This is a genomic window from Streptococcus sp. W151 (assembly GCF_053010205.1).
Genome location: NZ_JBRKNT010000003.1, coordinates 120,007 through 145,127, shown reverse-complemented (window position 1 = coordinate 145,127; position 25,121 = coordinate 120,007). Strand labels below are relative to the sequence as shown.

General features: G+C 43.7%; 19 protein-coding genes. 5 read left to right on the top strand and 14 right to left on the bottom strand.

The features are described 5' to 3' along the window. Nucleotides 1–48: 48 nt before the first annotated feature. The 6 genes from ACVC7Q_RS06840 to ACVC7Q_RS06815 form a co-directional block, all read right to left on the bottom strand. A complete protein-coding gene (locus ACVC7Q_RS06840; protein WP_447265317.1) occupies nt 49–849 on the bottom strand; it encodes an energy-coupling factor ABC transporter ATP-binding protein in 801 nt (266 codons plus the stop codon). Then, the gene (locus ACVC7Q_RS06835) at nt 836–1,672 is read right to left on the bottom strand and encodes an ABC transporter ATP-binding protein (RefSeq protein WP_447265316.1); all 837 of its coding nucleotides are present in this window, start codon (nt 1,670–1,672) and stop codon (nt 836–838) included. The genes ACVC7Q_RS06840 and ACVC7Q_RS06835 overlap by 14 nt, the downstream gene beginning before the upstream one ends. Then, nucleotides 1,648–2,439: an energy-coupling factor transporter transmembrane component T gene (locus ACVC7Q_RS06830; RefSeq protein ID WP_175062049.1), complete on the bottom strand. Its 792-nt coding sequence runs from the start codon at nt 2,437–2,439 to the stop codon at nt 1,648–1,650. Before ACVC7Q_RS06830 ends, ACVC7Q_RS06835 begins: the two co-directional genes overlap by 25 nt. Beyond that, nucleotides 2,439–3,041 carry a hypothetical protein gene (locus tag ACVC7Q_RS06825; RefSeq protein WP_021153833.1) on the bottom strand — a complete coding sequence of 201 codons (603 nt, stop codon included), beginning with the start codon at nt 3,039–3,041 and terminating at the stop codon, nt 2,439–2,441. The genes ACVC7Q_RS06830 and ACVC7Q_RS06825 overlap by 1 nt, the downstream gene beginning before the upstream one ends. Nucleotides 3,042–3,546: 505 nt before the next feature. Beyond that, nucleotides 3,547–8,946 carry a Cna B-type domain-containing protein gene (locus tag ACVC7Q_RS06820; RefSeq protein WP_447265315.1) on the bottom strand — a complete coding sequence of 1,800 codons (5,400 nt, stop codon included), beginning with the start codon at nt 8,944–8,946 and terminating at the stop codon, nt 3,547–3,549. 302 nt (nt 8,947–9,248) lie between these two features. Continuing rightward, complete coding sequence (locus ACVC7Q_RS06815; RefSeq protein WP_447265314.1) at nt 9,249–10,304, bottom strand: acyltransferase family protein; 1,056 nt, start codon at nt 10,302–10,304, stop codon at nt 9,249–9,251. Nucleotides 10,305–10,422: 118 nt separating this feature from the next. Here ACVC7Q_RS06815 and pabB point away from each other — a divergent pair, with 118 nt between their 5' ends. From pabB to ACVC7Q_RS06795, 4 genes are all read left to right on the top strand, one after another. Beyond that, nucleotides 10,423–12,150, top strand: coding sequence for an aminodeoxychorismate synthase component I (pabB, locus tag ACVC7Q_RS06810; protein ID WP_447265313.1), 1,728 nt, complete (start codon nt 10,423–10,425; stop codon nt 12,148–12,150). Next, nucleotides 12,150–12,809: an alpha/beta fold hydrolase gene (locus ACVC7Q_RS06805; protein WP_447265312.1), complete on the top strand. Its 660-nt coding sequence runs from the start codon at nt 12,150–12,152 to the stop codon at nt 12,807–12,809. The genes pabB and ACVC7Q_RS06805 overlap by 1 nt, the downstream gene beginning before the upstream one ends. 371 nt (nt 12,810–13,180) lie before the next feature. After that, the gene (locus ACVC7Q_RS06800; RefSeq protein WP_447265311.1) at nt 13,181–14,089 is read left to right on the top strand and encodes an ABC transporter ATP-binding protein; all 909 of its coding nucleotides are present in this window, start codon (nt 13,181–13,183) and stop codon (nt 14,087–14,089) included. A 54-nt stretch (nt 14,090–14,143) separates the two neighbouring features. Continuing rightward, a complete protein-coding gene (locus ACVC7Q_RS06795) occupies nt 14,144–14,896 on the top strand; it encodes an ABC transporter permease (protein ID WP_447265310.1) in 753 nt (250 codons plus the stop codon). A gap of 293 nt (nt 14,897–15,189) precedes the next feature. Here the strand turns inward: ACVC7Q_RS06795 and ACVC7Q_RS06790 are convergent, their stop codons facing one another. Both ACVC7Q_RS06790 and ACVC7Q_RS06785 read right to left on the bottom strand, forming a co-directional pair. Continuing rightward, nucleotides 15,190–16,077: a sensor histidine kinase gene (locus ACVC7Q_RS06790; RefSeq protein ID WP_447265309.1), complete on the bottom strand. Its 888-nt coding sequence runs from the start codon at nt 16,075–16,077 to the stop codon at nt 15,190–15,192. Further along, a complete protein-coding gene (locus ACVC7Q_RS06785) occupies nt 16,077–16,766 on the bottom strand; it encodes a response regulator transcription factor (protein WP_447265308.1) in 690 nt (229 codons plus the stop codon). The genes ACVC7Q_RS06790 and ACVC7Q_RS06785 overlap by 1 nt, the downstream gene beginning before the upstream one ends. 203 nt (nt 16,767–16,969) lie before the next feature. Between ACVC7Q_RS06785 and ACVC7Q_RS06780 the strand changes: the two genes are divergently transcribed. Next, nucleotides 16,970–17,503 (top strand): hypothetical protein, encoded by a 534-nt coding sequence (locus ACVC7Q_RS06780; RefSeq protein WP_447265307.1) that lies wholly within the window; start codon nt 16,970–16,972, stop codon nt 17,501–17,503. Between the two features lie 126 nt (nt 17,504–17,629). Here the strand turns inward: ACVC7Q_RS06780 and ACVC7Q_RS06775 are convergent, their stop codons facing one another. From ACVC7Q_RS06775 to ACVC7Q_RS06750, 6 genes are all read right to left on the bottom strand, one after another. Beyond that, a complete protein-coding gene (locus tag ACVC7Q_RS06775; protein WP_447265306.1) occupies nt 17,630–19,069 on the bottom strand; it encodes a 6-phospho-beta-glucosidase in 1,440 nt (479 codons plus the stop codon). 208 nt (nt 19,070–19,277) lie between these two features. Next, nucleotides 19,278–19,625 (bottom strand): VOC family protein, encoded by a 348-nt coding sequence (locus ACVC7Q_RS06770; protein ID WP_447265305.1) that lies wholly within the window; start codon nt 19,623–19,625, stop codon nt 19,278–19,280. A gap of 254 nt (nt 19,626–19,879) precedes the next feature. Beyond that, a complete protein-coding gene (gene spxB, locus ACVC7Q_RS06765; protein ID WP_006148113.1) occupies nt 19,880–21,655 on the bottom strand; it encodes a pyruvate oxidase in 1,776 nt (591 codons plus the stop codon). A 350-nt stretch (nt 21,656–22,005) separates the two neighbouring features. Further along, on the bottom strand, nt 22,006–24,228 hold the full coding sequence (locus tag ACVC7Q_RS06760; RefSeq protein ID WP_447265304.1) for a heavy metal translocating P-type ATPase: 2,223 nt from the start codon (nt 24,226–24,228) through the stop codon (nt 22,006–22,008). A gap of 10 nt (nt 24,229–24,238) precedes the next feature. Beyond that, on the bottom strand, nt 24,239–24,610 hold the full coding sequence (locus tag ACVC7Q_RS06755) for a cupredoxin domain-containing protein (protein ID WP_447265303.1): 372 nt from the start codon (nt 24,608–24,610) through the stop codon (nt 24,239–24,241). A 22-nt stretch (nt 24,611–24,632) separates the two neighbouring features. Beyond that, a complete protein-coding gene (locus tag ACVC7Q_RS06750) occupies nt 24,633–25,028 on the bottom strand; it encodes a CopY/TcrY family copper transport repressor (RefSeq protein ID WP_447265302.1) in 396 nt (131 codons plus the stop codon). Nucleotides 25,029–25,121: the final 93 nt, after the last annotated feature.

Genomic DNA, 25,121 nt, shown 5'->3' with positions numbered 1-25,121 from the left:
AGCTGAAGTTAATCCTTCAACCTGGAAAACCCGCAGAGGTGACTTTTTCTATACATCTCGATTTTTCTGGCAATAATCATTAACCGATAAATATGTCTGTGAATCACCCAGCGACTCCGCTATGTCCATAATCCGCGGTGGTAGTAATCCCACTCGCTGGACAAGTTCGTGATCGCTGAACAATTCCCGTGGACTGCCGGCGAAGCCAAACTTCCCGTGTTCCATAACATACACCGACTCAAACTCGGCGGCGACCCAATCCATGTCATGGGTGATGGTCACAACTTGGTGGCCCGAATCTGCCAACTGATGGAAAATTGCGGTCAACTTGCGCCGGCTTTCCCAATCAAGCGACATCATCGGCTCATCAAATAAATAAATCGCCGGATCCACTGCCAAAACTGTGGCAACGCTCAACAGCTTGCGTTCCGACAATGACAGGTCATATGGACTTTCAGCTGTTTTATCATCCAAGCCAACTCTTTTTAGAGCCGCTAAAGCCCGCCTCGTAATCGTGTCGTGGTCATCCATGACCTGCGCGACACTCCACTCCACCTCTCGTTGAACGGTCGGGTTGAAAAGCTGATCGTCAGGATTCTGAAAAGTAATCCCAACCTTCAGTAACTTTTCGACTGGTTTAAAATCATTAAAATTTTCTCCATCGATCTTAATCACACCGGTTTGTGGTGTCAGCAAGCCCGTCAACAATTTGAAGAGCGTTGATTTGCCGGCACCATTTTGGCCGACAATCGCCACCATCGGATCGGCGAAGTGTTTGTCTTCAATATCCAAGCTAAAGGACCGTTCCGGATAAGTGAACGTCAGGTGGCTCAGTTCAATTGTGGACATAACGAACCTCCTTCAGATCAGCGTCATTCACCGGATACCGGCCATCAGCCAAGTGCCAATCCATTTTTTGAGCAAGTTGCTGGATTGTCGGGGCTGGAATCTGCCAGTCAGCTGCCAAATGATTAAACACCTCACCCGGCCTGCCCTGGGCTACCATTTGACCCTCGTGCAGCACCCACACAACGTCGGCGACTTCGCACAAATCGTCAATTTCACTGGTGACAATGAAGACAGTCGTCTCTTTGACTTGGGCCAGCCATTGGAAAAATTGCCGGCGGCCAAGGGGATCCATCTGACTGGTCGGATCATCCATAATCAAAACAGCCGGATTAGCCACAATCGCCGTGGCAATTGCCAACCGCTGGATCTGACCACCGGAAAGGCTCTCGGGACGCAAATTCAGCTGTTCAATCAGCCCCATTTGCGTGGCAACTTCTTCAACCCGTTTTTGAATCAGTCCTTCAGCCATTCCCTGATTAATCAAGTCAAAGGCGATTTCATCGGCAACCGTGTCTGCCAACCCGCTTAGTTGGCCAGCTGGATTTTGCAGTACAACTCCATTCATGGCATTATAAACGGGCCAATTGTCGGACACTCGCTGACCAAACATGTGCCAGTCGCCCTCAATCTCAGCAGACACAATTTTGGGAATGACCCCTGCTAGCACACGGCACAAAGTCGATTTGCCGGAGTGGCTATTCCCGATAATCCCAACCACCTGGCCGGTATGAACCTCCGCGTTAATCTGACGCAGTTGCGGTTGCTCAGTACCCGGATAACGAGTGGTCAAATTTTCAATTACAATCCGTTTATCTTCGTCCATATCTTCCACCCAATCAATAAAATTGCCAATCCAGTCAGACCAATGTGCAGCGTCCGCGACAGGCGATACACGCGCTGGGAGGTTCTGACAGTCCGGTTGAGATTATCAAAACCTCTCAGTTGAAGAGAAATCGACCGCGCCATCGATTGATCCAAGGTCTTAATCACCAATGGAATTAGAACCGGCAGGACTGACTTTAATTTCTGAATCAACGTTTTTTGCGGATTGGTTCCGCGAACTTTTTGTGCCTGCTGGATTTTCCGCATATTGCGCATCATTTCCGGCAAAATATAACACACCGACATCAGAACGTAGACGGTTTTATAAGACAATCCGGACAGTTCCAAATAGGCCGCGTTTTCTGAAATACTCGTGGTCACCATAAAAAAGCCACTGGTCAAAATAATCACCAATACTCGACAACCCAGAGTGGTGGCGTAAATCAGGCCTTCTTTGTAGAACGACACCCCAAGCACAGAAAACAGCACAGTTTGATTCCGACTGTAAAATAACCCTTGGATGATCAGCATGGTGCAAATCAGAAACAGACTGAATCCCAGCGCCTTAAAGATGGTAGAACTCAATTTGGAAAATAACAATAGCAGTGTTGCGACAAGAATTAATCCGGCCTGAAGCAATAAATTCATACTGGCAAAGCTCAACAACGTCATGTCCAAGATGAACAAGAGCTTAGTAATCGGATCGATCACCTGGTACCACTTGAGCTTGACCCGTGGCGCTCCAGAAATCAATGTTTGGTCAGTCATCATTTATCACCGCTAAAGAAGTGCACCATCCGCTTCGGCAGCTGACGATAGATGAAGAATGCCAGGTAGGCCACGCAGACTTTATCCAAAATATCCAAGACAAACTCATCGGTAAATGAGGCCAGCCACACTGGTGCATGATTGGCGACCATTACCGCAAACAATGAGTCACCCCAAGCGATACCGGTCTGACCACCCCAAAAGATGACGTTGAGTGGCGTTGAAATGACAGCTGAAACGATGGCAATAATAATAGCAGAAACAAATACTCGTCGCGCTGACGAGAACCACCCATTGGCGTGCAAAACTCCGACAGCAATCCCAATTCCGATGCTGGTAATCGCATACACGGTTGAAATTGGCGATAAGGTCAGCCCATAGATCACGTTGTTGATGAAACCACTGATGGCACCGGCAACCGGCCCAGCCAACATGCTGGCAAGAAAGGTTCCCAAAGACCCCAGCCAAACGGGCAACTTTAACCCCTCCGCCAAGGCTTTGGCAACATAGTTAATCCCCACGGCAGCGGGAATCAAAGTCATGGTGGCAGCACTTAACTTAAATTTCCACATACTGGTACGATGAATCGGTTCTGTTTTCATAATCTTCTCCTTTTGTTTTTAAAGAGCCGTGTCTGTTTAGACTTTCGGACGCAACGCTCTATAGATTTTTATGGTTGAACTGCCTTCATTCTAGCAGAATCACCTTAGTCGACATCGGATCTTCTCCTTTAAAATGCTTGTTCAACAGTTCACAACTAATCATACTCCTATTTTCATGGAAGTCAAGAATTTTCTGAAATTTTCCTAAAAACGTTCGGGAATTAAAAAATAGATCAAACATCCCTGAAGACTTCAGAAAATCAATTGGAGAAAACTGATAGAAAAAAACAAACACCATTTCTGGTGTTTGTTGAGACCGTAGGCAAACTGTTCTTTTATATAAATCTAATAACTTCTTTAAAGATGAAATATTTTTATTTATTAGATTTATTCGACCATCTTCTGAAACTTTTCTCACAGAGGAAAGTTTCTAAGATGACTTTGTCTTCAATATGAACAAACACTTTTTCTGGTGTTTGTTTCATTTTATAGAGGAAGCACTAGCTTATTTTTTCTTTTTCTTCAAAATATAAACTGCTATGCTTGCCAAAACAAAGGCTAAAACAAGGCTAATAATGGAGATCGTCGTACCCGTATTTGGTAAGAATCCTAAGATTTTGCCTGGTTTCTTCGGCTCTGGTTGGCTTGGTTTTTTAGGTTCAGGTTGACCCGGTTTCTTTGGTTCAGATGAACTTGGAGGAGTTGGTTGTTTTGGAGTTTCTTTTGGAACATGCTTGTTGGTAATCATAACATTTCCTTTACCATCCTCGTCGTTACGAGCTTCATAGCCCTTTGGAACACTGACTTCTCTCACTGTATAAGTGATGGTGTTTCCATTTGCTTTTTCATCTAAATCTGCAAAGGTATGGGTCCACTTGTTTTCAGCTGACAATTCTACTTCTTGACCGACTTTTTGATCATTGGCATAGAGTTGAACGCGAATACTCTTCGGACGAATTCCATCCTTGTCATTCTCATCATCCCACTTCTTAGTGACCGTGACACTTGTCTTACCAGGTGCATGGGTATTGGTAATGGTATAAGCAGCCTGATCAATTGTAGTCGTATATTCAGCTACCTTCTCTTCTTGAAGAGTATAGACGATTTCTTTTCCATCCTTGAATTTTGGTAGACCTGTGAAGCTTTCTTTCCAATCTGTCGCATTGGTCAGTTCTTTTTGAGCAACTTTTTCACCATTGGCAAGAAGATTCACCACGATACTTGCTGGACGAAGACCATCTTGATTGTCTTGGTCATTCCAGATCTTGGTCACTGGAATATCGATCACCGCAGGAGTATGCGTATTGGTCAAGATCGTGTGAGCAGCATCAGAGGTATCAGCAGTGACTTGGTAGCCTTCAGGAACAGCGACTTCTTCCACACGGTAGCTGATAGCTTGACCGGCTTTCTTTTCAGCTAATTTACTAAAGGTATGAGTCCACTGATTGTCTGCTGACAACTCAACTGGATCTCCCACTTTTTCATCACCAGCATAGAGTTGAACCTTAATGGATTTTGGACGAAGACCGTCTTGGTCATTGGCATCTTCCCACTTCTTAGTAACTTTCATCTCTGTGAGAGCTGGTTCATGCGTGTTGGTCAAGACGACATTGGCCTTGTCCTTATCATTGACCGTCACTTTGTAACCATCTGGGACAGTCACTTCTTTGACTGTATATGCAATGGCTTTCCCAGCTGCCTTGGCATCAAGGTTTTCAAATGCACCTTTCCAGTCATTTGCGGCTGAAAGTTCTAGCACTTGATCAGTCGCAAGGCCATCTTTGTACAATTGAACTTGAATGCTGGCTGGACGAAGACCATCTTGGTTGTCTCCATCTTCCCACTTCTTGCTCACTTCTACTTTGGTCTTTTCTGGTTCGTGCGTGTTGGTCACGACTACTTGACCTGGGTTAGTTGCTTCGACAGCTTGTGTGTAGCCTTCTGGAACATCGATTTCTTTGACTGTATAGTTGATAACTTGGCCAGCTTTCTTCTCGTCTAGATTTGAGAAGGTATGGGTCCATTTGTTATCTGCTGACAATTCAACCGCCTTACCAACCTTTTGATCACCAGCATACAATTGAACCTTGATTGTTTTTGGACGAAGGCCATCTTGGTTATTGGCATCCTTCCAGTTTTTCGTAACAGTAAGGCTTGTCTTACCTGGTTTGTAAGTATTGGTAATCGTAGTTCCATCAATCTTAGTGGTGTAATTGTCCACTTTGTCTTCTGTCACTGTGTAGACAACTTTTTGACCATCTTTATAGACGGGTAGGTCTGTGAAGGTATGAGTCCATTCATCTCCTTCACCAGTCAGATCAAGAGCTTGCACCTCTGTTCCATTTGCCAAGAGGTGAACTTTGATGGTAGATGGGCGAAGACCATCTTGGTTTTGAGCATCATCCCAGACTTTCTTGACTGTAACCGTCGTTGTCTCAGGAGTGCGCTTGTTGGTGATAGTGGCTTTTCCATCTGTGAAGCTGGCTTCCTCTGTATCGACCGTATAATGAGTCGGAACTTTCACTTCTTTAACAGTGTAGGTAATGAGCTTGCCATCACTGTCTTTGTCTGGAAGATTCGTAAAGTGAGCTTTCCAGTCTGTTGCTGCTGAAACCGTGACTGGTTTTCCTTGAGCTTTGCCATTCTTGTAAAGTTGGAATTCCACACTTGCTGGTCGAAGCCCTTCTTGGTTGTCTTGGTCATCCCAAACTTTTGAAGCTTCAAGATCGATATACTTGATATCTGCTTCATCAGCAATCTCAACTGGGACTGCTTTTGAGCCGACTGATTTTCCATCCACTGTAACGTGGTAGATTTGCTTGTCCGCATCGTAGGTAACAACCACTGCATGCTCTGTTTCATCCAACTTGTAGTTTTCAGGTGCTTTGGTTTCTTTGAGCGTATAGGTTCCTTCTGTTAAGGTGTTAAAGGAGAGTTCTCCATTCTTATCAGAAGTTGCTGTCGCAACAACAGCACCATTTGCATCTGTTAAGGTAAATTCAGCACCTTCAAGGACTTTCTTCGGATTGTCCTTATCCACTTTCTTGACTTGGAAAGCAGCTGAGAAGATTTGTACAGATACGGTATTGGACTCACGATTTCCTTCGTGACCTTTGGCCTTGTAACCAAATTGGTTATGTGCCTTTACAACACCGGAACGACCGCCGTTGTCTTCGTTATCTTTGGTACGTTCTTGCATCAAAGCTTTGACTTCATCTGTCAATTCACTTGGATTCACAACTGGGACACCAAAGCTGGCTTCACCACGCGCAGGAATCGTAGTACCAGCATTTGCAACTAACTTGATTCCTGTTACTTGACTGTAATCAGCCACAGCTGTTGTCCAGATATCTTTGTCAGCAGCTTGCGCCATGGTATCTGTCGTAACGCCTGTATCAGTTGTATAGTAGACCGTCCATCCTTCTGGAGCTGTCACTGGTCCACGAAGGCTGACCGTGTATTCTGTCATCCGACCAGATCCGTCTAGTGTGTTAACGTCTTTTACTTTTGGTAGGACATCATAGACGACTCCGTCTTCTACTGCCTTATCCGTATTATTTTTAATGGTGAGTTTGTAGTTAAAGGTTTCACCTGGTTTGAAGGTACGTGTCACAATCGAAGCATCTGACAGGTCATCATTTTTAGCGATATATTTGCGTGCATAGATTCCTTCAGCAGCAACAATCGTATAGTTTGATTCAGCATATGGAATTTTATCCGTTGTTGAACCATTTCCGTTCAGATCATACACATCTTCCGTGACCCGATCAGGGTTGGCATTTTCAAGATCGTGGATCCCATTTCCAGCGACATAAACTTTATTGGTGAAGGTCCCACCATCGTCTTTCCCTTTCAGATCGGCCACGATAAATGGTAGACGCACGCGATTAAGATCTTGAAGAGAAGCTTTAATAAACTCTTTTTGATCCAAATGCATGATGAGAGCTGTCCGTCCAGAATTGTGGTAGTTTTCAATGACATCGTAGCTCTTTAAGAATTTCATACCTTTTTCATTAGAGGCAAGGTTTCTCTCAAAATCTTTATAGTCGACTTTAAGGGTATTTGGATCATAAAGATCAATGATTCGCAGGTCTCCATAATCCTTATCAGGATCTAAAACTACTTTGGTTGCCATCAAACCAAAACGAATATTTTGTCCATCAGTATAACGAACATCATTGTAATCCGTCGTTTTTGAAATCTCAAAGCTTTCCTTCAAAGGAATCAGCTTAAAGGTCCAATCTGATGTTTGGTCTTTAGCAATATTTGATTGTGTTTGATAAGTGACACGACCTGTATTCTTGAATTCATTCTTGGTCGCATCATTTTCATCGTAACGAGTCTTTTCTGGATCTTTGAAGCTTGTATAGGTATTGAGGCGAATTCCTTGACCAGATTTTAGGACAAAATCATCCTTCATTTCCATCCGCCAACCGACAACGGTTCCATACTTGGTTAAATCAATCAAGCCATTGCCATCTTTGTCTGTTTCTGGCTGAATTTCTTTTTTACTACCATCGTCCAAAGTAAGGATCAAGCGTTTCACGTATTTGCTAACGAGTTCGCCATTCCCATAATTTCCTTGCATGAGACGAGCGTAATCAATCTTGGTGAATTTTAACCGAGAGTCCACTGTCTCATCATAGAAAACAAAATTCTTTTGTGTCGAAGGAGTTTTGTTATCAAAAGCGATGATCCACTTATAGTTTGCTGCCTTGTATTCAGTTGAATCATAGACATCACCATCTGCTTTTTTGGCAAAACTTCCAGCCCCTTCCAGGTCACGAGAGGTCAAGCGGAAAATAAGAGAATCTTCAGCTGTAATATCCGGTTCTCCCTCTCCACGGTTAGCAGGGATCCCAACAACACTACCTGTATTTGTCAAATCCTTACTGAGAACATCCTTCAGCGTTTGATCCTTCTCTAATACCAAATCCGGGAATTTCAAGTAGAGGTAACTTGTATTCTTGATTTGAATCATCAGATCTATGTGATACGTTGCTGGATCATTATTTGGTACGGCTGTGAAGGTCTTCGAAACCGTTCCATCTCCGTTGTCTACCCAACCTTCAGACTTAGCTGTATCTAAAACAGCTGTCCGGGTATTGCCATTTTTATCTGTATAGGTCGGCAACTTATCAGTGATGGTTGCTGACTCCAATTGACGGTATTGACCTTCATACTGTCCTTGCATTCCCTCCAATTGAAATGCAAATGGAACAGATGATGGGGTTTCAATATAATTTTTCCCATCAGCCCCTTTGACCACTCCAGGCATGGCTTCCGCATAGTCCTTGGACATGGCTTCGTTCAAGTTTTGATTGATATACTTGGTCAAACGGTAGTCGTTGTACTTAGGTTTCCAAATAATATCATTGAGCTTGGTTTCTTGCCCATTGATATTTAAGGTACCCGTGATGTCCAATGAATAGTTGGTCGGTGGGTATCCTCGATGGAACTTCCCGATAAACGGCAAGGTCAAGACCTCAGATTTTTGGTAATTCGTGAAGTGAAGCGTAACTTGATAATCATCTCCGACTTTCGTAACGGATGGTTTATCGTGTTGCGATGCACTAGTAAACTCAGGGATACTGACCTCACTGAGGTACTTTCCAGGCACCTTCAAAGTAATAGTAACATCATTGATGTCCGTTGTTAAATTCTTAGGGGTGATCTGGATATAACCAGACATGGTCGCCCCCGTGTAATAGGACATCCCATCTGGATGGTTCTGTTTATCCCCATACATAAGGGTAACATCCAAAGCCCCATTATCCCCGACTGCTAGCTCATTGGCAAAGGCTGTGATAGCCCCTTGACCAAGCTGGCCTAGCATCATGAAAATCGTTAAAATGGCAAAACCTTTTTTCAAAAAGGTTTTCCATAATGAACTAAGCTTTTTCATGTTTTATCTCCTCTACTTTTGTTAGCCTCCCAAAAAGGCCCTTCCTTTAATTTTATCACTTATTTTTTAGAATATCCTTTGCTTTTCAAATTAAATAATAAGTATTTAATAATATAGACATTATTTGCATTAATGTCTATATTATAAGTCACTATCTGGTAATGATTTCCCCTTCCTTCCATCCAAGGGCAAGAAAATAAAACATCTATAAATGAGGCAGAGTAGACCTACCAATCCTTATTCCCCCTTAATTTTTCCATACAAAAAACCTCAAACAAGCCGTTTGAGGTTTGTACACCCTACTATTGGTTGGTTATTTCATCTAACTCTTCACCATTTGAAAAAATCTTTTGTTTTTCCCTTCTATCTCGTACCCACAGCATGGCCAGCCCAAAGAGATGACTGCCAAACAAAGCCGTTACAAAAATCAGCTTGCCCCTGTCTGGATAAGAAAGAGGGAGAGTCCTAAAGCCATAGCGCACCAACTCAATAAAGATCGGATGCGAAAAGTAAAGGGCCATACTCATCTGTTTCAAATACTGTAAATCATAGCTTTTCAAAAAGGACGATCGCAGGCAGGCATTGACAAAATAAACGGTCACAAAGGGAAGGAGAAAGAAAAAGTTCTTATCAATTCCTTCGTGTTGAAAAATGATGATGCCTTCGAGGCAGAGCAAACCAAAGGCAAGGGCTAGCTTTTGCCAACGGTGAATTCTAAAAGTTTGTGCATGAAAATGATCATATAGATAGTAACCCATATAGATAAAAATGGGCGTGTAAAAGAGACCATTTCGAGCTGTGAAAAATAAATTGCTGTAGAGCTGGTAACCCTTAAGAAGACTTGTGGTATCCAGATAAGCCGAATAGGTCTCGATCAAGCCCCAGCAATAGAGGAGCAAGGTGATCAACCCCGTCCAAACCATGCCTAGGCGTTTGACCAATTGATTGACTAAAAACAAGCCTAGCAAAAAGGCCGGGATATACCAGAGTTGGTAGCACATTCCCAGATAGATCAGTGCAATGAGAACACCTGCTGGAAAGAGATAAACAGGAAGATGGAGACTAGAGAAAAAGAGCCAGGCATAAGGGAGGTAAACGAAACTCCAAAACAAATAGGTTTTTACGATTTTGACCAGATAGGCCTTCATTTTCTTAGAATTCCCTAGGGATTGCTTGAGGAAAAAGCTGGCACAGACGATAAAAAATGGCACCGCTAGCCGGCCGAGCATACTCTTAAGACCAAAATGCAGTGGCTCATAGGAGGTCAAGCGACCACTATGCACCAAAATCACTGCAATCGCAAAGAGGTATTGAAAAAAGCTGATACTAGAGGTGTTATAGAGGGGATTCTTTTGCATGGTCCTACTCCTTGCCCAAAGCAGTTTCTATGGTTATTTTAGCATGAAAGGGAAGGCCAAGCAAGGAATCTTACATCCTTATCTACCTTTTTTCCTCTATTTTTGATATACTCAAAGCATGCATAAACAAACCATCATTGATTTTAAAGAGCTTGGATTGCGCCACCTTTTCACCAAGCCCATAAAGGAAGTAAAAACTAGAAACCTCGACCAAGTAGAGGCTCTTCTTAGAGAAGTCGAAGCCTACCAGGAGCAAGGCTTTTATGCGGTTGGCTATGTCAGCTATGAGGCTGCTCCTGCTTTTGAGAAGAAGTTTTCTATCCATCCAGCCCCTCTTATGGGAGAGTATCTCCTCTATTTTACTATCCACAAGGAGGTCGAAACCCTTCCTTTTCCAGAGGACTATGGGGCAGTGGATCTTCCAGCCAATTGGAAGGAAGAGGTAGAGGCACCTGCTTATCAAGAAGCTATCGAGACCATCCATCACCATATTCGCCAAGGAGATACCTACCAGGTCAACTACACTGTCCAGCTTTCTCAAGAGCTAAAGTCTGACCCTTTGGCCATCTACAACCGCTTAGTGGTAGAGCAGAAGGCCCATTACAATGCCTTCATCCAGCACGATGATGTCTCCATCCTCTCTATCAGTCCTGAGCTCTTTTTTGAGCAAGACGACCGGCTACTGACCACGCGCCCGATGAAGGGAACGACGCGCCGTGGTCTCACTAACCAAAAGGATCTTCAGGAGGCTGCTTGGCTAGAAGCCGATCCGAAAAATCGAGCAGAAAACATGATGATCGTCGACCTCCTCCGCAATGACATGAACCGGATTTCGGAGATTGGAAGTGAGCAGGTGACCCATCTTTGCCAAGTTGAGCAATACTCCACTGTTTGGCAGATGACCTCGACCATTGAAAGTCGCTTGCGATCTGAGATCGACCTGGTCCAAACCTTCCGAGCTCTCTTTCCTTGTGGCTCGATTACAGGAGCACCGAAGATCTCCACTATGGAAATCATCCAAAAGACGGAGAAGGCTCCTCGAGGTGTCTACTGTGGAACGATCGGCATCCTTCTTCCAAAAGGGAAACGGATTTTTAATGTTGCCATCCGGACCCTTCAAATGCAGGGGGATCAAGCCATCTATGGCGTGGGAGGAGGCATCACTTGGGACAGTAAATGGGAAGGTGAATACCAGGAAACCAAGCAAAAATCGGCGGTTCTTTACCGGCAAGAGCCTCGATTTGAGCTTTTGACGACTGGCCGCATCCACCAAGGAGAGTTGACTTTCTTAGACCAACATGTAACACGCTTGAGAGAATCTAGTCGCTACTTTGCCTATCCTTATAATGAGCCAAAACTCCTGAACGAACTTCAAGAACAACTCGTTCATGTAGATCCTAGCCTTGACTACCGCTGTCGCATAGCCTTGCAGAAAAACGGAAGCTTCCAACTGACGATCACGGAGCTAACCGACTTGCCAGCTAGCTATCTACAGGCCCAACTGACAGAGCAGAAGCTTGATTTAGCGACGCCATTTACTTATTTCAAAACGAGTCAGCGAAATCATCTAGCAGCTAACCATCACGAGCAGATCTTCTATCTACCTGATGGCAGTTTGTTAGAAACAACCATTGGCAATCTCATCCTAGAGATCAAAGGCAAGCTCTATACCCCACCAGCTCACCTCCCATTATTAGATGGCATCTACCGGCGTCATCTTCTTGAGACCCAGCAGGTTGAAGAAAAAATCTTGACGCTGAACGATTTAGAACTTGCTGACAGAGTCTATGCCTGCAATGCCCTTCGTGGTCTCTACGAACTCGATTTTCAAAGAAAGGATTCCTAATGAAACTGATTTTTTTACATGGACTAGGGCAGGATGTCCTCTCTTGGCAAGGAGTCCAATATGCCCTTTCACCCATTCACTCCAAAACTTTTGATATTTTCTCTCATCCAAGCGAAAGCTATCAGGAGGTCAAAGCAAGGCTGATGGAACGCCTCCAGCAAGAGAGTGAACCCTTTATTCTGGTAGGCCTCTCACTAGGTGGTGTCCTCGCTCTTGATCTCTCCAGCCAAGACTTCCCACAACTCAAGGGCTTGGTCCTTGCAGGAACACAATATAAACTCACCACCAATCCCCTCTACAGGCTCCAGATCCTCCTCTTTCGTTTGCTTCCCAAGCATGTCTTTGAAAGGCAAGATGCCAATAAACAACAGATGCTTCAAATCTTGACCGAATTAAAAGGGCTCAATCTAACCGATACTGCTAAAGCTTGCCCTCTTCCTAGCTTGGTGATTTGTGGTAGCAAAGATTGGGCCAATCAGTCTTCTTCTAAGAAGTTGGCAAAACTCCTGCCCAAAGGTCGCTATCAAGAAATCGCAGACGGAGGCCATCTACTCAATACAGAGAAACCCTATGAACTCGCGCAAGCCATCAAGGAGTTTGTTGGTGAATTTAAAAATGACGAGGCTAGCTTAAAAAACAGTTCCTCTCAATGTAGATAAAGTATTTTTCATGTTATATAACTAAAAAAATCAAGAACTTTAAAGAAATGTTTATTTTCTAAAGTTACTCATGAATACCTTGAGGCTTCCCGCCGTGAGAAAAGTCCTTGAAATAGTGATATTTCAAGGACTCGGGAGTTTTGAAACTTTAGGTTCAAAACTAAGTCATGGAACTTCTTCGAAGTTCGCTGACGTCCGTCCTCACTTAAGGAAAGCCTCTAGAAAACTTAAACTACAAGTAACGACTAACTTTTAAAAGGTTAGTCGTTTTTTTAGAAATATTTGAGAATTGCTTGATAGTTATTTGAAAAGCAAGCTGTATACTAAGAGTGTAAAGAAAACAACTAGTCATTTGGACGAAGGAGAAAACCATGGAAAAAGTATTAGAAATTTCCCATTTGAGTAAAAAATTTGGTCAACAATACGCCTTAAATGATGTGAATGTGACTATTCGCAAAGGTGATGTCTACGGCCTCATCGGTAAGAACGGAGCTGGGAAAACCACCCTCATCAAGGTCATCACCCAACTGATTCAAGAAACTGACGGTAGCGTCTCCCTCTTTGCTTCTTCAAATCGCTCCCAGTGGACGCAAGCCCTGAAACGGGTCGGATCCGTCATTGAAAGCCCCGTGGCTCACAAGCATATGACCGCCTACCAAAACTTAGTCTACTATTGCAAGGCACGCCATATTCCGAATCCCGACCAGGTCATCAAAGAAACTTTGAACTATGTGGGCCTGAATAATACTGGGAAAAAGAAATTCCGTGATTTTTCACTGGGGATGAAACAACGGTTGGGAATTGCCATCGCGCTCATTGCCAAGCCCGACTTCCTCATTCTAGATGAACCCATCAATGGCCTTGATCCGGTCGGAATCAAGGAATTCCGTCAGATGATCAAGCGTCTCAATGATGAACTCGGCATGACCATCCTCATTTCCAGTCACATCCTCTCTGAACTCTATCTGGTTGCCAATCGTTTTGGCATTGTCGACCAAGGACGCCTAATCAAAGAAATTAGCAAGGCTGAATTCGAGGAGCAAGGCGAAGACTACATCATCCTCAAGACCAGCCAGCTAGCCCTTGCGAGTCAACTGGTTCAAGATCAACTCCATCACCGTATCAAGGTCATCGATAAGGATGGTGAAATCCATATTTTCGGACAAACTCACGATATTAAAGTCATTGTCAAAGCTCTCGTTCAAGCAGATATTGATGTGGACGAAATCTACTATGCCCGTCAAGATTTGGAGAAATTCTTTACGGACTTGGTAGACTAGTCAAAGCACCGTCTTGTATTACTTATCCCACACATTTCATTTAGGAGATTTATCATGTTGCATACCATTCAAGCAGATTTTTATAGACTTTTTCGCTCCAAAGGTTTTTGGATTACAGAAGCCATTCTCGTTCTCAACATCCTGTCTGGAGTCATTTTTGGCGCTACCGGTCACGTCGGTGTCAATACGGAATCCAAATTACCCCAAGCGATAGAAGTTTGGACGGGCTTTAAAGCCTTGACCAACTACTCCGCTAGCATCAGTGTGACCATTCTCTTTACCATTATTGTCATCACCTTGGTCCTGGGAACAGACTTAACACAAAACTTATACAAGAATAGTCTGGCCTACGGCGTTTCGCGCACCAGCTACTACTTTGCCAAAAGTGCAGTTGTCCTGACCATTGCTCTTTTCCAATTCCTTGTTTCTTATGGTCTTGTCTTCTTGCTCGCGACCTTCTACAATGGAATCGGGACCATTCCTGAGCACTTCTTGGCTCATTTTGGACTGACCCTTCTGATGCAATTCCTCTCCACCTTGGCTTGGGTCAGCATTATTTCCTTCCTCCTTTACGCCAGCCAATCCATCACCTTGGCCTTCGTTGGCTACTTCATTGGAAATATCTTCTTAAGCCTTCCTGCGCTCTTCTTTAAAGACATTGACATTTTCCACTATCTAAACTTGGAATTCCAATATTCCATGGTCCAAAGTACGACAGCAACGAACAATACCCTCTCTATCGCCCTTGGATTCATCCTTGTTTTCGGCTTCCTGGGACTCGCTACGTTTAAACACAAAGATTTATAACAAAAAGGCTTGACGATCGGTCAAGCCTTAGATTGAAGACAAAGTAATTTTAGAAACTTTCCATAGGTGAGTACGGACGTCAACGAACTTCAAAGAAGTTCCATGACTTAGTTTTGAGTCTAAGGTCTCAAAACTCCCGAGTGCCTGAAACTATTGTGTTTCAGGCACTTTTCTCACAGCGAAAAGTTATAAATTTTCTTAAATGACTATAAATAAAAATCTTTTTTTGAAAAGTATCTAGCTGTTTTAATGTAAAATAATAGTTTGTCTACATCTAAAGGCTTGAGCAGTGCTCAAGCCTTTTTTCTTAGTGTAATGGTCAAGATAAACCAGTCTGCCTCCGTTACCAGTTGCAAGTCTCCCCCTAAAATCTCTACAAAATTTTGAATGATGTAGAGACCCAAACCAGAAGACTCTTCTGTATCCGATAGATTTTCTGAGTAGAAGCGACTAGCCAGTTGTTCTAAATGCTGAATCGGTTGTTGCACAATATTGCGCAGCTCGACCTGAATCGTGTCCGCGTCCGAGTTCAGGGTCAGACGGGCCTGCTCCTTCCCATGCTTGAGGACATTGCTGAGCATATTTTGCAAGAGGCGCTCCCAAAGCTCAGGATCGGTAGCATAATGGAGATGTTCTTCAAGCTCTACCTCTAACGCAATCCCCGCCTCAGACAAGCTATCATAATACTGGAATAACTGTTGGGTTAGCACTTGGCTGAGATTGACGTCTGAAAGCCGAGGCTGGATGGCTCCCTCCATCAAGCGTCTGTACTCCAAGAGAGATTCCAAGCGTTTGGAGACGACTTGAAGATTGGAAGCAATTTTCTTCAGCTTTTCCTCTTCTTGCGTCCCACCCTTGATGATTTGTTGGGTATAGCCCGAAGCAATGGTCAAAGGTGTCCGAATATCGTGAGCAATATTACTGATGGCCATATCCAAGGTTTTCTTCTCTTGAAAGGCAATCCGATTGGTCCGCTCGATCTGATCAAAGAGATCACTGACCTGCTTGGTCAAGGCGACCAATTCTTTTTTTGAGACCTGAGAGGTCAACCGTACCCCACTCCCATTTTGGAGCTTCTTTTGAATTTGCTCTTGCAAATCTTTGAGAGCAGAGAGTAGGCGAAGGTAACCCAGTCCAAAGAGAAGGACAAGGACGACTAGAACTAGAACCAATCCCCACATTACTGGTCTCCTTTCAAGCGAACTCCCAAGCCCCAGACGGTTTCAATATAGTCCTCATTAGGATCGAGCTGAGCAATTTTCTTTCGGAGGTTGCTCAACTGGGCATTGAGCGTATTGTCTCCAGGCAGATAAACTTCTTCCCAGACCGCTTCATACAATTCTTCCTTGGTAAAAATCTTCTTTGGATGCGCCAGTAAGGTCTCAAAAATTTGAAATTCTTTTTTGCCCAAGCGAAGCGTATGTTCTCTGGACTCCAATTCAAAGGTTTCTGGGTTCAGGACCAGATTTTTAACAGTCAGCTTTTTCGATGATTGAGGTTCCTGTGCCGGAGTGTTGTTATTTCTCAGCTGCACCGTTACCCGAGCTGCCACTTCGTCCAGATTAAAGGGCTTGACGATATAATCATTAGCACCTGCAAGGAGATACTGGCTAATGAGGTGTTTGTCTCCAAGAGCGGTCATCATAATGACCGGCACTTGACTCTGCAAACGGATCTCCTCCAGAACCTGATCGCCATTTTTCCCAGGAAGCATGATATCGAGTAGGACCAAATCAATGGCTTCTTGCTGGAAGAGCCGCAGCCCTTCTGTACCTGAAAAAGCCTGAAGAACCTCATGGTCTTCACTTAAGAGACTGTATAAAATTTCTTGGATATCATTATTATCCTCGATTAATAAAACTCGTGCCACTTGCCTCACTCCTTTTTCCTTTGAACTCCAAATCATTTCTATTCCTCTAGCCTATCAAATAAAGGGACCTTCGTCAATGAAAATCTGATAAGATCCTATAGTACCCCTGCAAATCTGCATGTTAGGTCATCACAAGATGAACTTGACTATCCTTTCTTTCAAAGGGTATAATAGGACCAATGATAGAACAGGGAGAATCATCTATGAAAAATAATGCCAAAACTAAAATCAGCCTTGTATCCATCCTCGTCATCCTGGGCGTTGCTGCAAGAATGATGCGAGTCATCCACCGCCAGCAAATCAGGGAGCAAAACAGACAAACCATTCAAACGACTAAAAAGGTTGCAGAGTTTCAGAAAACACTAGACGAGGAAGAAACGAAGAAACGGAACGAAACCTTCAACAAGATTTATAATGAATCCCTTGTTCGGAATAAGTTTGAGAATTGGCAAAAAGTCGATGAACTTCATGGTTTGGGACAAAGAACTGGGCAATTTTATATCTATAACTTTGAAAAAAAAGAAGAGATTCTATTAGAGAATACTGATCAAGCATTTGTTCTACCTATTCGACACAAGAGTGATAACGTCACATTTCAGGCTATCTTTGCCCACAAGGACGGTCAGTGGCACATCATGAATCCAGACGGAAGTTCGCAGTTGCAACTAGGAGAAGCCAGCATTTCCGCTGAATCTAAGTTTGTCATCGAAAACAATGTCTTAGACTACGACCAGTAAATCAGTAAGGAATTGGCTTAGCTACATACAAAAAGCTTAGGACCCCAACTTGTGGTTGGAATTCTAAGCTTTTTAGTTCGCTGCCAGAGAGTCATCCAGAAGATGGTTTAGCTCTAGAGGAGACTTTTATTTAACAGAAGCCCCATTGGTCGCAATGACTTCTTTGTACCAATAGAAGGATTTCTTACGTGAGCGGGCTAAGGTTCCCTTGCCTTCGTTGTCCCGGTCAACATAGATAAAGCCGTAGCGCTTCTTCATTTCTCCTGTCCCAGCAGAGACCAGGTCAATACATCCCCATGTCGTATATCCCCAGAGGACGACGCCGTCTTCATGGATAGCATCTCGCATAGCTTTGATGTGGGCAGCCAGGTAGTCAATCCGATAATCATCCTCGATTTCCCCCGCTTCATTAGGTGTATCCACTGCCCCTAATCCATTTTCCACGATAAACATAGGTTTTTGATAACGATCCCAGATGGTATTGAGGGTAATGCGGAGACCAAGAGGGTCAATCTGCCAACCCCATTCTGAGCTTTCTAAGTAGGGATTCTTCAGAGAAGCAAAGATATTGCCCGCTGTTTTCTCCCTTTCAGCTGGATCGCCCGAAGCGACCCGACTGGCATAGTAGGAGAAGGAAATAAAGTCCACCGTATAGTCTTTCAACAATTGCAGATCCTGCTCAGTCATCTCAACCGTGATTCCCTGGCGTTCCCACTCTTTTTTAGCATAATTAGGGTATTCCCCACGCGCCTGCACATCGATGAAGAAGTAGTTTTTGCGGTCTTCTTCTAGACCAGCCCAGACATCTAGCGGAGCACAGGTATGCGGGTAATGTTGACCAGCCGCTAACATACAGCCGACCTTGTTGTTCGGATCAATCTCATGGGCTAGCTTGGTGGCAATGGCTGAAGCGACCAACTCATGGTGGGCTGCCTGGTATTTGACCTGCTCCTCATTCTCCCCTTCCTCGAAGCAGAGACCCGCTCCCATAAAAGGCGCATGGAGGATCATATTGATTTCATTGAAGGTTAGCCAGTAGTTGACCAAGCCCTTGTAGCGAGTGAAGAGGGTCCGGCAGAGACGTTCATAGTATTCTAACATCTTGCGACTACGCCAACCTCCATACTCGGTAATCAAATGCATGGGGCAGTCAAAGTGGGTAATGGTCACCAAGGGCTCAATGCCATACTTGTGGCACTCCTTAAAGAGGTCTTCATAAAATTGGAGACCCGCTTCATTCGGCTCCAATTCATCCCCTTTTGGGAAGATCCGAGACCAGGCAATGGACAAGCGATAGGTTTTAAAGCCCATTTCTCCAAAGAGAGCAATGTCTTCCTTGTAGCGATGGTACATATCAATGCCATCTTTAGCAGGGTAAAAATAGCCCTCTTCAAAGTCGAACATCTTTTTCTGACCCGTAATAATCGCGTGACGATCAGGCCCAATCGGTACCACATCCACATTGGCCAAGCCACGGCCATCTTCATTATAAGCTCCCTCACACTGGTTAGCAGCAGTTGCCCCGCCCCAAAGGAAACCATCTGGAAATTGAAGTTTGTCGGTCATCTCTCTACCTCACTTGATTTGATAGTTCTATTATACCCTTCTTTAACCCGAAAGTCTTACAAGATCCTAGGAAAAACTGATACTATTCTAAGGTAACTATCGCTTTCATGCAACACAAAAAGACCGGATGACTCCGATCTTTTAATAGTTCATATTCTCATATTCTGTTTTAAGAATGATTATGGTTAACTTCAAATGACTAAGCATCCTATTTCATACGATAAAAATCAATGACTAGACCGGCAGGCCCTTCAACTAGCAGACTTTCTGTTCCCCAATCTGTTACAGCTGGTCCGTTCAAAACCTGGATACCAAGATCTTTCAACCGTTGGTAGTTCTGCTCTACATTCTCAACCTCGATATGAAGAATGATTCCTGACTGAAAATCTTCCAAAGGAATCAAATGATTTTGGGATAACATGAGACAATGACTGCCAATCGTAAATTGAGCAAAACCATCATCAACATAGTCTGCCTTTTTATCCAAGATATGCTCCAGTTCCGCACAGACTTGGGGTACATTTGAAACAATAATATCTAATTGATTTAAATTCATTTACTGTCCTCCACAAAAAGACCGGATTTCTCCTATCTTTTCAAGTTTCTCTCTATGAAAATCAAAGAATAAACAAGGCGGAACCAAGTTTGATGGCAAATCTTTGCTCATCAAACTACGAAAAATCCTTTGGGACTTTTTCTAGGCTCCGCACTAGATTCCATCATTGAAAATTAAGGTTTCAATGATGAAATCGTCGGCAGTAACCTAATAGAGAAGTCTACAAATTTATCTTTGATTTTCCACGAGAGGAATTATTTAATTGCGCGTGATTGCAACCCTTCTTCTTCCAAGAAGAGGCGGAATGGTACAAGCTCTTCAGCTTCGTATTTTTCCTTGAAGGCTTTGATTGCTTCTTCTGAGTGTTGTTTTGGATCCAACTCAAGTACTTCTACTGGAAGTGGACGATGTGGAGTGATGTGAGCATCGATAACAACAGTTTTACCTTCTTTGTTCAATTTAACAGCTTCTGCAACAACTGCATCGATGTCTTCGATACGGTCAACTGTAAATCCTACAGCACCTTGCGCTTCAGCGATTTTCGCATAGTCAGCATTAGGGAAGTCACAACCAAACAAGTGTTTGTTTGTGTCTTCGTATTTGTCCTTGATGAAGGCATATTTACCATTTGAGAAGACAACGTTGATAACTGGAAGGTCGTATTGAACGTTTGTGATCACGTCTGGGTAGCACATGTTGAATGCACCGTCACCCATGATGTTCCATACTTGGCGATCTGGATTATCTTTCTTAGCAGCGATACCACCAGGAAGGGCAATACCCATTGTCGCAAAGAGTGGAGATGTACGCCACATGTTCTTAGGTGTCATGTGAAGGTGACGAGTAGATGTTTGAGTAGTGTCACCTACGTCGATTGAGTAGATAGCGTCTTGATCAGCATGTTTGTTGATTGCATTGTAAACTTGATACAATTGCAATTCACCCTCAGTTTTACCTTCGAGTTTGTTCATGTAATCGCGCCAGTTTTGGTTGTTCTTCACGTTTGCACGCCACCATGGAGTAGACTCAACTGGGTTTACTTTATCAAGGATCGCTTTAGCTGCTTGACCTGCATCACCAAGGATTGAAGCGTCAAGAGCGTGGCGTTTACCAAGCTTGTAAGGGTCGATATCCACTTGGATGAATTTTTCAGTGTTTTTGAATGCTTCGTATACTTCAGCAAATGGGAAGTTTGAACCAAGGAAAAGAACTGTGTCTGCTTCAAAGACCACTTCGTTGGCTGGCTTCCAACCAACACGGTAAGCAGAACCTGTCAAACCTTCGTAGTTCCATTCGAACGCTTCGAAGTTTTTACCAGTTGTGATGATTGGTGCTTTGATTTTACGTGACAATTCAGTGATTACTTCACCAGCTTTAACACCACCGTAACCAGCGTAGATAACTGGACGTTCAGCGTTGTTCAAAATTTCAACAGCTTTGTCGATTTCAACTTCGTTCAAAGCAGGAGCGATGAATGAACGCTCGTAAGAACCTGAACCGTAGTATGAGTTTTCGTCGATTTCTTGGAAACCAAAGTTTACTGGAATTTCAACGACAGCTGGACCTTTTTTAGAAACGGCAGCACGGCAAGCTTCGTCAATGACTTTTGGCAATTGCTCAGCGTAAGCTACACGTTTGTTGTAAACAGCGATACCGTTGTACATTGGGTTTTGGTTCAATTCTTGGAAGGCATCCATGTTCAATTCGTTAACTGGACGTGATCCAAGGATAGCAAGGAATGGAGTGTTATCCATAGCTGCATCGTAAACACCGTTGATCAAGTGAGTCGCACCAGGTCCACCTGAACCAACTGCAACCCCGATAGAGCCGCCAAATTTAGCTTGCATAACCGCTGCAAGAGCACCTGTTTCTTCGTGGCGAACTTGCAAGAAACGGATATCTTTGTCTTCAGCCAAAGCGTCCATCAATGAGCTAAGTGTTCCTGATGGGATTCCGTAGATCGTGTCTACGCCCCATGTCTTCAATACGTTGAGCATTGCTGCAGATGCAGTAATTTTCCCTTGAGTCATTCTAACTCTCCTTTAAATCTATTTTGATCCTTTAAAAATGCAGCATAGCGCTTCTACTTCATCTTTGCGATCAGGTTTCGTTTTGAAAATGAGTTTTTTCTGACATTTCTCATGAAAACGATTTACAAAACGATTACAGTATTAATTTATCACAAAGAAATTCACATGTATAAGAATCTGCTCAGAGATGCTCAATCCCTATTCCATAACAGATGCACTTTTTGAGAAATTTTCACAAACTATCCTACAATAGGGTATTATACTATATTTCCATACCCTCTCTTTTCCCTCGTCGCTCTAAGGAAAAGAGAAAAAAAGTGATACAAAATGCTGTATCACTTTTGTTTCATTTAATCAATTTTCGCAACATTGAGAAGTAGCGAGCTAGTCAAAACAGACAAAGAACTAAGGGCCATAGCAAGACCTGCTAGTTCTGGATTGAGGGTCAATCCCAGTCCTGCAAAGACTCCAGCAGCAATTGGAATCCCAAGGATATTGTAGATAGAGGCCCAGAAGAGATTGAGTAAGATCCTGCGGAAGGTCTTTTGACTCATGTCAAAGGCGCGCACAACGCCAAGCAAATCATTTTGCGTGAGCACGATGCCACCGGACTCGATCGCAATATCCGTTCCAGATCCCATAGCGATCCCCACATCTGCGATCGAGAGAGCTGGAGCATCATTGATCCCATCTCCAACAAAGGCGACCTTGCTAGCTTCTTGCAGTTTTTGGATGGCGCTAGCTTTTTCTTGAGGAAGGACATCAGCAATGACGGTGTCAATTCCCACTTGCTTAGCAATAGCTTGGGCCACCCGTTCATTATCCCCCGTTAACATGACCGTTTTCAAGCCCCGTTCTTTGAGCTTTTTGATCGCTTCTTTTGAGCTGGCCTTCGGAGCATCTTGAATGGCAATCAACCCAATCACTTGCCCATCCACAGACAAACTGATCACTGTTTTGGCCTGCTCTTGCAACTCTACCATCCGTTTTTCAAGCTCCGGATCCATCGCTGTCCCGTCATGAAGTTTGCCATTTCCCAAGGTCACCAACTGCTGGTCGATCTGACCTTGGACCCCTTTTCCTTCAATCGCTTGGAAGTTTTCCACAGGGGATAACACCAAACCTTTTTCTTCTGCTTGGGATAACACCGCTTGGGCTAGTGGATGTTCTGAAAAAGTTTCAAGACTAGCAGCCAGTGTCAAGACACGCGCTTCATCTCCTACAACATCGGTTACAAGTGGTTGGCCAATGGTAATAGTCCCTGTCTTATCAAACACAACGGTTTGAATCTTTTGCACTTCTTGAAGAACTGTTCCATTTTTAATCAGAACCCCCATCTTGGCACTACGTCCGGTTCCGACCATCAGGGCTGTTGGGGTTGCTAAACCAAGGGCACAAGGACAGGCAATAATGAGGACAGAGACTGCATAGAGCATGGCCTCTTGAAGCGACGCGCCCAGAAGCACGGACCAAACCCAGAAAGTCGCAATGGCCAAAATCGTCACCACTGGAACAAAGATACCTGAAATCTTATCCGTCAAATCTTGAATAGGAGCACGACTGGATTGGGCCATTTTGACAAAGTCTACAATTTGAGATAAGAGGGTCTCACTACCGACTTTTTCAGCCTTAAAGAGAATGGTCCCATTGCTGTTGATAGTGGAGCCGATAACTGCATCACCAACTGATTTTTCCACAGGCAAGCTTTCACCTGTCACCATCGACTCATCAATGGTCGTACTTCCTTCTACAATCGTCCCATCAACCGCAATCTTTTCCCCAGGACGGACCCGAATCAAGTCATCAATTTGGATATCTTCTGCCGCCACCTCGACATAGTTCCCATCACGGAGAACTTGAGCCGTTTTTGCCTGCAAATCCAACAACTTTTCCACAGCCTCGGAGGCATTGTTACGCATCCGTTCTTCAAAGATTTGCCCTAAGAGGATAAAGAAGATGATAAAACCCGCAGCCTCAAAGTATACTGGCTGACCAGTAAAAAGGGCAAATACACTATAGACATAGGCTACCAGGGTTCCAAGAGCTACCAAGGTATCCATATTGGAATGGTGCTTCTTAAATGAGGCCCAGGCACTCTTGATAAAAGGAACTCCTGCTACCAACATGATCGGCGTTGTCGCTAGAAAAGTCCCCCAGCGACTGACTGGATGGGATACAAATCCTGCCATCATCCCGATCATCAAGATCAATAAGGGAAGAGTAAAGATACTAGTAATCCAAAAGCGACCCAGTAAACTGAAGACACGACGGCGTTTTTCCACAACCGTGTAGGAACCCTTTTGCATCTTCATTCCACATGAAAACTCGAAGTCCCCTGTTTCTGTCGGGGTAAAGGATATCACCTTATCCACACCGACTTCCAAAGGCTCTAAAATCCCCTGATCTTCAAACAAAATTTCCTTGTAACAGCCGGAAGGATTGACCCGATGGAAGGTGATTTCAGCAGGGATCCCTTTTTGAAGTTGAAATTCCTTTGGACTATAGCCTTTTTCTGCTGTAATGCGGATCTTTTGCACTCCGTTTTCCACAACTGCTTTTTGTTTTTCTGCCATAGCTACTCCTTTATTCCACAATCATGTGACCATGCATCATGTTCATTCCACATGAATATCCATATTCACCCGCTTTTTCTGGCGTTATTTCAATGACATGTTTTTCACCCAAAGGCAAATCTTCATGAACGCCAAAGTCTGGAAAGACCACTTGGTCGAGACACGAGGAGGGGTCCTTGCGGTTAAAAATGATGCGGGCTGGAACATTCTTTTTCAGGACAATGGTTTCAGGCGAATAGCCACCCATGACTTCGACTTCAATTTCTTGATAACCTGATTTTTGGCGCGCATGGTCGCTTTCCTTTTCATGGTCTGCAAAGAACCACCAAGCAATAAAGACAACCAAAAGTAAACAAATGATACTAATCAACAATCCAAACATGGAATTTCCTTCTTTCTTTCTATTACATACAATTACAGCGGACTGTTTCGACAGCCTCTGCTTTCTTTCCTTCAAGGACCAGCTGCAAGTGATTAAGATCTGCTAGCGTAAAGTCACTTTCCTCAATTAAGTTCTCCAGCACCTGGACAATTCTTTTTGAGCAAACCTTGTCTTTCACATCTTCAACCACCAAGTCTAAACTCTGGTCCTGCGTCAACAGTGGCGAGTAGACAAAGGCTTTACCAGATTTTTCTCTGGTCAGACAGCCTTTCTCCACCAAGCGGGTCAAGAGGGTTTTGATGGTTGACTTCGACCAATCAAAGCGTTCAGATAAGACCGCGATCAAATCTGTGCTGGTCTGCTTGCCTTCCATCCAGATAATCTTCATGATGCGCCATTCCGCATTGGAAATTTGCATGGTTTCTCCTTTCAAAATCTACATTTGTAAATCTTATGATGCTATTTTATACCTAAGATTTACATTTGTCAACCAAAAGTTTTAAAAAAACAA

Bases quoted from the DNA above. Each gene is read 5' to 3' on its own strand.
- ACVC7Q_RS06840 (WP_447265317.1), bottom strand. From the start codon at position 849: ATGTCCACAATTGAACTGAGCCACCTGACGTTCACTTATCCGGAACGG.
- ACVC7Q_RS06835 (WP_447265316.1), bottom strand. From the start codon at position 1,672: ATGGACGAAGATAAACGGATTGTAATTGAAAATTTGACCACTCGTTAT.
- ACVC7Q_RS06830 (WP_175062049.1), bottom strand. From the start codon at position 2,439: ATGACTGACCAAACATTGATTTCTGGAGCGCCACGGGTCAAGCTCAAG.
- ACVC7Q_RS06825 (WP_021153833.1), bottom strand. From the start codon at position 3,041: ATGAAAACAGAACCGATTCATCGTACCAGTATGTGGAAATTTAAGTTA.
- ACVC7Q_RS06820 (WP_447265315.1), bottom strand. From the start codon at position 8,946: ATGAAAAAGCTTAGTTCATTATGGAAAACCTTTTTGAAAAAAGGTTTT.
- ACVC7Q_RS06815 (WP_447265314.1), bottom strand. From the start codon at position 10,304: ATGCAAAAGAATCCCCTCTATAACACCTCTAGTATCAGCTTTTTTCAA.
- pabB (WP_447265313.1), top strand. From the start codon at position 10,423: ATGCATAAACAAACCATCATTGATTTTAAAGAGCTTGGATTGCGCCAC.
- ACVC7Q_RS06805 (WP_447265312.1), top strand. From the start codon at position 12,150: ATGAAACTGATTTTTTTACATGGACTAGGGCAGGATGTCCTCTCTTGG.
- ACVC7Q_RS06800 (WP_447265311.1), top strand. From the start codon at position 13,181: ATGGAAAAAGTATTAGAAATTTCCCATTTGAGTAAAAAATTTGGTCAA.
- ACVC7Q_RS06795 (WP_447265310.1), top strand. From the start codon at position 14,144: ATGTTGCATACCATTCAAGCAGATTTTTATAGACTTTTTCGCTCCAAA.
- ACVC7Q_RS06790 (WP_447265309.1), bottom strand. From the start codon at position 16,077: ATGTGGGGATTGGTTCTAGTTCTAGTCGTCCTTGTCCTTCTCTTTGGA.
- ACVC7Q_RS06780 (WP_447265307.1), top strand. From the start codon at position 16,970: ATGAAAAATAATGCCAAAACTAAAATCAGCCTTGTATCCATCCTCGTC.
- ACVC7Q_RS06775 (WP_447265306.1), bottom strand. From the start codon at position 19,069: ATGACCGACAAACTTCAATTTCCAGATGGTTTCCTTTGGGGCGGGGCA.
- ACVC7Q_RS06770 (WP_447265305.1), bottom strand. From the start codon at position 19,625: ATGAATTTAAATCAATTAGATATTATTGTTTCAAATGTACCCCAAGTC.
- spxB (WP_006148113.1), bottom strand. From the start codon at position 21,655: ATGACTCAAGGGAAAATTACTGCATCTGCAGCAATGCTCAACGTATTG.
- ACVC7Q_RS06760 (WP_447265304.1), bottom strand. From the start codon at position 24,228: ATGGCAGAAAAACAAAAAGCAGTTGTGGAAAACGGAGTGCAAAAGATC.
- ACVC7Q_RS06755 (WP_447265303.1), bottom strand. From the start codon at position 24,610: ATGTTTGGATTGTTGATTAGTATCATTTGTTTACTTTTGGTTGTCTTT.
- ACVC7Q_RS06750 (WP_447265302.1), bottom strand. From the start codon at position 25,028: ATGCAAATTTCCAATGCGGAATGGCGCATCATGAAGATTATCTGGATG.